This is a genomic window from Streptomyces sp. NPDC003011 (assembly GCF_053591515.1).
In genome coordinates, this window is sequence record NZ_JBSFTY010000166.1 from 1 (window position 1) to 6,681 (window position 6,681).

Sequence of the window (6,681 nt, forward strand, 5' to 3'; positions counted from 1 at the left end):
CCTTGCCACCGCGGCCTGAGCACAGGCCCGGCTCCCAAGCCCACCCTGCCCCGACGCGCCGTCAGGCAGTCACAGCCAACAACGTGACAACACCCCGAAGATGCTCCTATGGCTGTCAAGCCGCTGGGGTCAGGACGGTTTGGGTGATTTGCCCAGTCGGTGTCCTGGTCAGAGCGCGGTAGACCTCGCGGGCGACGAATCGCTTGAGGCAGCGCATGATGTCCTTCTTGTTCAGCCCCTCTTTGGTTCGGCGGTCGACGTAGTCGCGGGTGCGTGCGTCGAAGCGCATGCGGGTGAGCACGATGGTGTGCAGGGCGTTGTTCGCGGCCCGGTCGCCGCCGCGGTTGAGGCGGTGGCGGTGGGTGCGGCCGGACGATGCCGGGATCGGAGCGACCCCGGCCAGGTGCGCGAACGCGGACTCGGAGCGCATGCGTTCGGGGTTGTCCCCGGCCGAGGCCAGCAGTTGGCCGGCGGTCTCGGGCCCGACGCCGAACAGCTCAAGCAGCGCGGGAGCGGCCTGCCTGACCAGCGGACCGATCTCGGCGTCCAGCTCGGCGATCTCCGCATCGAGTGTCTGGTGGCGTCGGGCGAGCCGCCGCAGCGAGGCTCTGGTCGCCGCCAGCGGGCGCGAGAGGTCCTCGCCGGGCCGGAGCCGGGCGAGGGTGCGTATCAACATGGCCCGGTCCAGTACAGCGACCTGCTCACGCAGCAACGCGGGCGCCGAGACCAGCAGGGCTCGGATCTGGTTCATCGCCTGGGTACGGGCCTTGACCGCGCTGCGGCGGGCGACCCTCAGTACGCGGACCGCCTCGACCACGCCGTCCCGGCTTTTGGGGATGCCAGTGGCGCGTCCCGACAGCACGGCCGTCGCGGCTGCATAGGCATCGATCGGGTCGGACTTGCCTTTCGTGCGCCGTGTCTTGCGGTCGGGGCGGTCCACGTCGACGACGGCAACGCCAGCTGCCGTCAGCACCCGGGCGAGTTCGGCTCCGTAGGCGCCGGTGCCCTCCACTCCCACCGCGACGAGCGCGCCGTGTGAGCGCATCCACTCCAGCAGATCCCGGTAGCCGCGGATGGTGGCCGGGAACTCCCGGTCGGCCAGGTGCCGACCGACTGTGTCGATCACTGCGGCATGGTGGGTGAGGCCGTGGGTGTCGACTCCGCCGGTGATCCGCGGGCCGTCGTGCGTCATGCTGGTCATGTCCGTCCTTGTGGCGTGTCCGTTCCGAGGGCGGCACGCGCCGGTCGGGCGGGTGGACAAGACAGTGACGGGGCTTCTGGACCAAGCTCCTATAAGGTCACAAACGCCCGTCCGGCCGCGTGCGCGGCGGCCCTGCCGACGAGCCGACAAATCTTAAACAGGACAGTCGATGACGTCAGTCAGTAAGTGAGTCAGGCTCACCAGCAGAACCACCAGTCGGCAAGGTCCTGGCTGAGGTCCGCTCCCACGCCGCCTGCTGGGCGACCGCTGTGAACCCTGCCCGCCCGGGGGTGTACGCGAGCAGACCACACGCGAGCGCTGGCAGCGGGTCCACAATCTGCTCGGCCAGGGCGTCGGCCTGCTCGAATGCGCCCGCCGCCTTGATGTCGCCCTGAACACCGTCAAGCGGTACGCCCAAATGAAGGAGCCCACCGCAGAGCGCCGCGCACCCCGCTACAAGCCCACGCTCGTCGACCTCTACCGCGACCACCTGCGCACCCGCCGCGCGGAAGACCCGGCAGTCCCCGTCCTCCAACTCTTCCGGGAGATCAAGGAGCTGGGATACACCGGCAGCCTCAACCTGCTCTACCGCTATATCACCCAGGGCCGCGCCGAGGGCGACAAGCCGGTCACCACCCCGCAGCGTTTCGCACGCCTCCTGTTCACCCGCCCCGAGAACCTGCGTGACAAGGACACCGCACTACTGCGGGAACTCACCGAAGCCTGCCCCGAGCTGAGCGAACTCGCCTGCCTCACCGGCGAGTTCGCTCAGCTGCTGACCCCAGCGGAGGGCAACGACGCCAAGCTCACCGACTGGATCACCACAGTCCGCGCCGCCGACCTGCCCCACCTGCACTCCTTCGCGAACGGCCTCGAACTCGACCGCGCCGCCGTCGACGCCGGACTCACCCTCTCGTACCACAACGGCCGCACCGAGGGCGTCAACAAATGAACCACTACACAGCGCTACCACCGATTACGGGACAGAGCCGTTCGCTACACAGACCCACCGGTTCGGAACGGGGCCCTGCGCTGTTAGCCGGTAGGGCCGTTGAAGGGCTCGGCGCCGACGATGAGCCGGACGATGAAGCGGTCCTGGTCACCGTGGTCGAAGAGGTAGTTGCCGTGAACGGCGCGCTGAGCAAGTTCAGCATCGGCCTGGGCCGTGACCATCGCCCTCGCGGGCCTGTACTCGGCATGGCGCACCGGACGGCCGCCAACCGCGGCGCTTTCTGATACGGAAGGGGGCCGGGAAGGGACCCGAACCGCGAAGAGGCCCACGGAGGAAGGGGCGAAGCATCTCGAAGACGAGGCCACCCAGAAGGAGACCGCCAGGTAGGTGACTCCCGGCCCGCAGACCCCAGAGTCAGCGCATGTGGCTTGGGCAACCACACCCAGCAGCCCGCAGAGGAACCTGCTGGGTGCGGCAACTGCCGGCCCAGCGCCGCCCTTCCGCGTGGTTCAAAGGTCCAACATGAGCGGGGCTCCCCGCCCACAAGAACGGGAAGCCCCACCTGTCTGCCTGCCTGCGCCGGTCAACCGGCCATGGCAGCCATGACCATCGCAACAGCAACACCGCACAGCAGCACCACAAGCGGCCATGCCAGCCGACCGCGCCCGGTACGCCTGCGCCATAGCACCAGCCACAGCACACACGCCGCCACGAACACGACCGTCACACCGCTCAGCTCGCCCTCCCGCCACGCCATCCGCACGGCGTCAGGGTCAGCGCCCCATACAAGGAGCGTAACGAGGACGCCGAGGGTCAGCGCACACGCCGCTTCCAGCAGCCTGCTCATGCGGGGTCTTCACAACGGGGCATCAGGTCAGTCCGCCGTCGGTACCCACTGGTCCGCTGCTCTGACGGCCGCGCGGGCGGCGAGGAGCCCGACGGCAATCGAGGTCACGGCGCAGACCGCGGCTGCAGCGCCCAAGAGGGGCCAGGACACGGTGCCTGCCTTGACCAACGCGATGAAGAACACCGCGTGCCAGGCGGTCACTACCGTGGTGACGACCGTAGCGATGAGCATCGGGACGGTCAGGTGCCAGGTGGTCACGGAGCGGAAGACCCGGAGGTTGCCAGTAAGGACGGACAGGGGCGCAAGGACGTGCCGGACGCGGACGAACTCGGCCGCCGAGCTCACCGCTCCGGCCAGGACGACGAAGAGGAGCCCTGTACCGCCGAAGAGGCGAATCCAATTCACCAGTCGTGCACGCTCAGTGGTTTCCCACACTCCGCCGAGCCCGTTCACCTGCACTGCAGGGGTGGGCAGCGTGTACGCGGCCTGTTTCACCGCCCAGAGGTGTCCCGGCTCCGGCGTGACAACCACGAGCGTCTGAGTGCCGCCGGGTTTCACGGTGACCTGGGGCACCGGGGTGAAGGTGAGGTTGGTGCCGTACCACCGGCGCATTTCCTGGGCCTGGATGTTGCCGTGCGCCGCGTCGCCTTGACAGCCGATGTGCACAACGCGCAGATCGCGGCAGGTTCCCGCAATGCTGACCCGCGGGTCCTCCTGCTGACCCGGATCGTCCACGGTGTGGGTCAGAAGTGCTGTTCCGGGAGGCAGCGCGGCGCGGAAGCGGTCCGTCTCCGCGGCGGTCATTGCCGGCACGATGATCTCGGTCACGGTGTCCTTGACGCGCTCCTGAGTTGCGCGGACGGCCTGGGTCTGTTCTCCGAGGCGGCTGGTCCAGATCTGCATCTGCGTGAGGATCCCGACGCCGATCACCATGGCCAGTGCCAGCCGGACGATGACGCCGGGATGCGCGTGCGTCCACCGTCCGCCGATCAGCCGGCCCGGGTGGCCCGCGCGTTTCCCGCTGTCCGCCAGCCGCGCACCCAGTCGGCGGGTGAGGACCGCTACGACGGAGGACAGGAACGCCCACATCGTCACCGTTCCGCAGCAGTAGATGGCCAACTGCGTGCCCCTGGGGGCGTACTGGCTCATCACCACGAGTCCGGCGCCGGCGCCGCATGCCACGAGCCGCCAGCGCGGTACCCGGGAGGCGGCGGACGCCGGACGGGTGGACGTGCCGTCCGCGTGGACGCGGTGCGTCCCTACGACGATGGCCAGCACGAGCGCCAGCGCGCCCGCGGCTGTGGCTGCCGCTGCCGGCCACCGCTCCCACAGATCACGGTGGTTGAGGAGGTAGCCGGTGGGCGGCAGCCGCAGATTCCACCGGGCGGCGATGGTGTACGGGACCAGCGCAAGGGCCGCGCCCAGTGCGGCTGGGAACACCGCCTCCCCGAGATTGACCACCGCCCGGTGCCACCACACACCGCCCAGCGCCTGCAGCAGCCCGCTGCGCCGGTCACGGGAGCGTGAGCCCACCCGCGCCGCCACCACAGCTAGCGCGAGCGCCGGCACACCCGCCAGTGCCCACAGCACGAGGAGGGTCGAGTTCAGCGGCCACTGGTAGCGCATCTCGCCTGTCGCGCCGCCCCTGCCGCCGAAGTCGGCGACCGGCAACCAATCGGCATGGTTCGAGGGCAGAGAGGCCACCCGAACATAGGCGATCCGCTCGGAGGGGGAAGCGAGACCGTCGGGCCGCACGGTGCCGGAGAACGTTCCGTACCGGGTCAGGATCCCCTCCGCCCGGCCCGTACGCACCAGTTCGGGGGAGAGAAGCACCTCGCCGGGCTCCGGCCAGCGCCGGACACCCGCGGGCACAGGGGCGTCCTCAGTCATCGGGTGGACGAAGACGACGGACACCGGGTTCCCGCCGACGGAGTCCCCTCCCGGCCGGTACAGCAGCGGTGCGTCCTTGCCCTCGGCGAGCACCACGCCCCGCGCGTCCGACCGGGCCTCGCGCCCCTCGTAGGTGGCCACCGTGCCCGTGGTCGCCACCGCGACGAAGGCCACGGTAGCGGTTGCCGCCAGCAGCACCCACCAGCGCAGACGGTCGCCTGGCGTGGCCCGGCCGGCGGTCAGGCCGATACGGAGAAGTGTGATGACCGTGCGCACCGTGCCCGCCCTCACCGCGTACCCATCTCAGCCAGTAGCCCGGCACGGAGTTCGTGCCGGCGGTCGGCACGCTCGGCCACAGCCGGATCGTGGGTCACGACCAGCAGAGCGCAGCCGCGCTCGCGGGCACTGGCGTACAACAACTCCGCGACCGCGTCCTTGGCTTCGGGATCCAGCGCGCCTGTGGGCTCGTCGGCAAGAAGAACCTGCGGGTCGGTCATCAGGGCGCGGGCAACCGCGGTGCGCTGGCGTTCGCCCCCGGAGAGCTGACCGGTGGCAGTGGAGCTGGACGGAACACCCAGTTCGTTCAGTAGTTCAGCGGCTCGGCGGTAGGCGTCCCGGTGGCTTCCTCCGTCGAGCAGGACGGGCAGTGCGACGTTCTCCACGGGACTAAGCTCGGGAAGAAGCTCCCCGAACTGGAAGACCATTCCCATGGTTCGGCGCCGTGCCTGGGCGAGGCGTGCGGATCGCAGAGCGGTCAGCTCCTGCCCACCCGCGACGATGGTCCCGGAGTGAGGTCTGACCAGGCCCAGCAAGCACATCAGCAGGGTGGACTTGCCCGATCCACTGGGCCCGGTCACCGCCACGGACTCCCCGGGCTCGATGGTGAGATCCACGCGGTCCAGGAGAGTGCGGCCTCCGACCTGATAGCTCAGTCCGCACACGCGGAGTCCGACCGAATCGCTAGCTCTCACACAGCACCTGATCTCATTGCGTTGCACGGCTGACGGGGGCGCCGCACCCACCCCCATGGGGCGGATGCGGCGGGAGTACGGCTGACTACAGGTCAGGAGGTGTAATACCAGCCTGAACAGGCATCCGGAGCCCAGTCGCGGGACTCGCACGCCCTGATCTCCTTGATGGTCACTCCATCTGCGGAGTAGGCAGTGGTGCCGACCCCGCTGTGGTTCCACAGAGTCCGGTAGTCGGAGTCGTTCGAGCGGTAGTACTGCACCTTCACCGGGTCGCCGTCCTCCTGAGTGTCCTTGACAGCCACCTTTCCGGAGTCGCTGGCCGCAGGGGACCAGGCGGTGGCGCCAGCCTCAGAGATCGTGACGGCAACGGCCGTACCCGTGGGGACCGCGAGCGCCAAACCGAGCATGGTGGTGACCACGATTCTGGTTCTCTTCATACGTGTTTCTCCATATCCTTCGGGACCTCGGGTTAGCCGCACCCCAGAGTGACGCGAGTTCACCCTCAGTGCATGACACGCCAAACACTCGTTCGATGGCAGCAGATCGTCAAGCGGTCGGCGTTCACATACGGAACTCGATTGGCTTCTTTGACCACTAAGCGTTCTGGTACATGTTCGGAGGTGGGCGCGTTGGCGGAACATCCCGCAGTCACGCCAACCGATCGTCACTCTGCGTATCATTGATCACATGCATGACATAGATCACATGGCTGTTCGTTCTTCTGCCGCTCTAGGGCCTGTGTGATGTCGTGATCAATCAGTCGCCTTCAGCAGGTCGTTGATCCAGATCATGGAGGCGCGGAGATAGAGGCCGGCGAGGT

At 68.5% G+C, this 6,681-nt stretch carries 6 protein-coding genes and 1 pseudogene; 1 reads left to right on the forward strand and 6 read right to left on the reverse strand.

From position 1 onward, the window contains the following. Positions 1–115: 115 nt before the first annotated feature. Positions 116–1,192, reverse strand: coding sequence for an IS110 family transposase (locus ACWD0J_RS40755; protein ID WP_451500921.1), 1,077 nt, complete (start codon positions 1,190–1,192; stop codon positions 116–118). A 230-nt stretch (positions 1,193–1,422) separates the two neighbouring features. On the opposite strand from ACWD0J_RS40755, the pseudogene ACWD0J_RS40760 reads away from it, so the two are divergent. Further along, positions 1,423–2,147, forward strand: a pseudogene (locus ACWD0J_RS40760) (transposase); the annotation flags it as partial. Between the two features lie 89 nt (positions 2,148–2,236). Here the strand turns inward: ACWD0J_RS40760 and ACWD0J_RS40765 are convergent. From ACWD0J_RS40765 to ACWD0J_RS40785, 5 genes are all read right to left on the reverse strand, one after another. Continuing rightward, positions 2,237–2,374: a hypothetical protein gene (locus ACWD0J_RS40765; protein ID WP_451500917.1), complete on the reverse strand. Its 138-nt coding sequence runs from the start codon at positions 2,372–2,374 to the stop codon at positions 2,237–2,239. A 362-nt stretch (positions 2,375–2,736) separates the two neighbouring features. Beyond that, positions 2,737–3,000 (reverse strand): hypothetical protein, encoded by a 264-nt coding sequence (locus tag ACWD0J_RS40770; protein ID WP_451500918.1) that lies wholly within the window; start codon positions 2,998–3,000, stop codon positions 2,737–2,739. A gap of 27 nt (positions 3,001–3,027) precedes the next feature. Beyond that, entirely contained in the window at positions 3,028–5,166 is a 2,139-nt protein-coding gene (locus ACWD0J_RS40775) for a permease (RefSeq protein WP_451500919.1), read from the reverse strand. An 11-nt stretch (positions 5,167–5,177) separates the two neighbouring features. Then, on the reverse strand, positions 5,178–5,792 hold the full coding sequence (locus ACWD0J_RS40780) for an ABC transporter ATP-binding protein (protein WP_451500922.1): 615 nt from the start codon (positions 5,790–5,792) through the stop codon (positions 5,178–5,180). A gap of 161 nt (positions 5,793–5,953) precedes the next feature. Then, positions 5,954–6,298, reverse strand: coding sequence for a hypothetical protein (locus tag ACWD0J_RS40785; protein WP_451500920.1), 345 nt, complete (start codon positions 6,296–6,298; stop codon positions 5,954–5,956). Positions 6,299–6,681 lie beyond the last annotated feature (383 nt).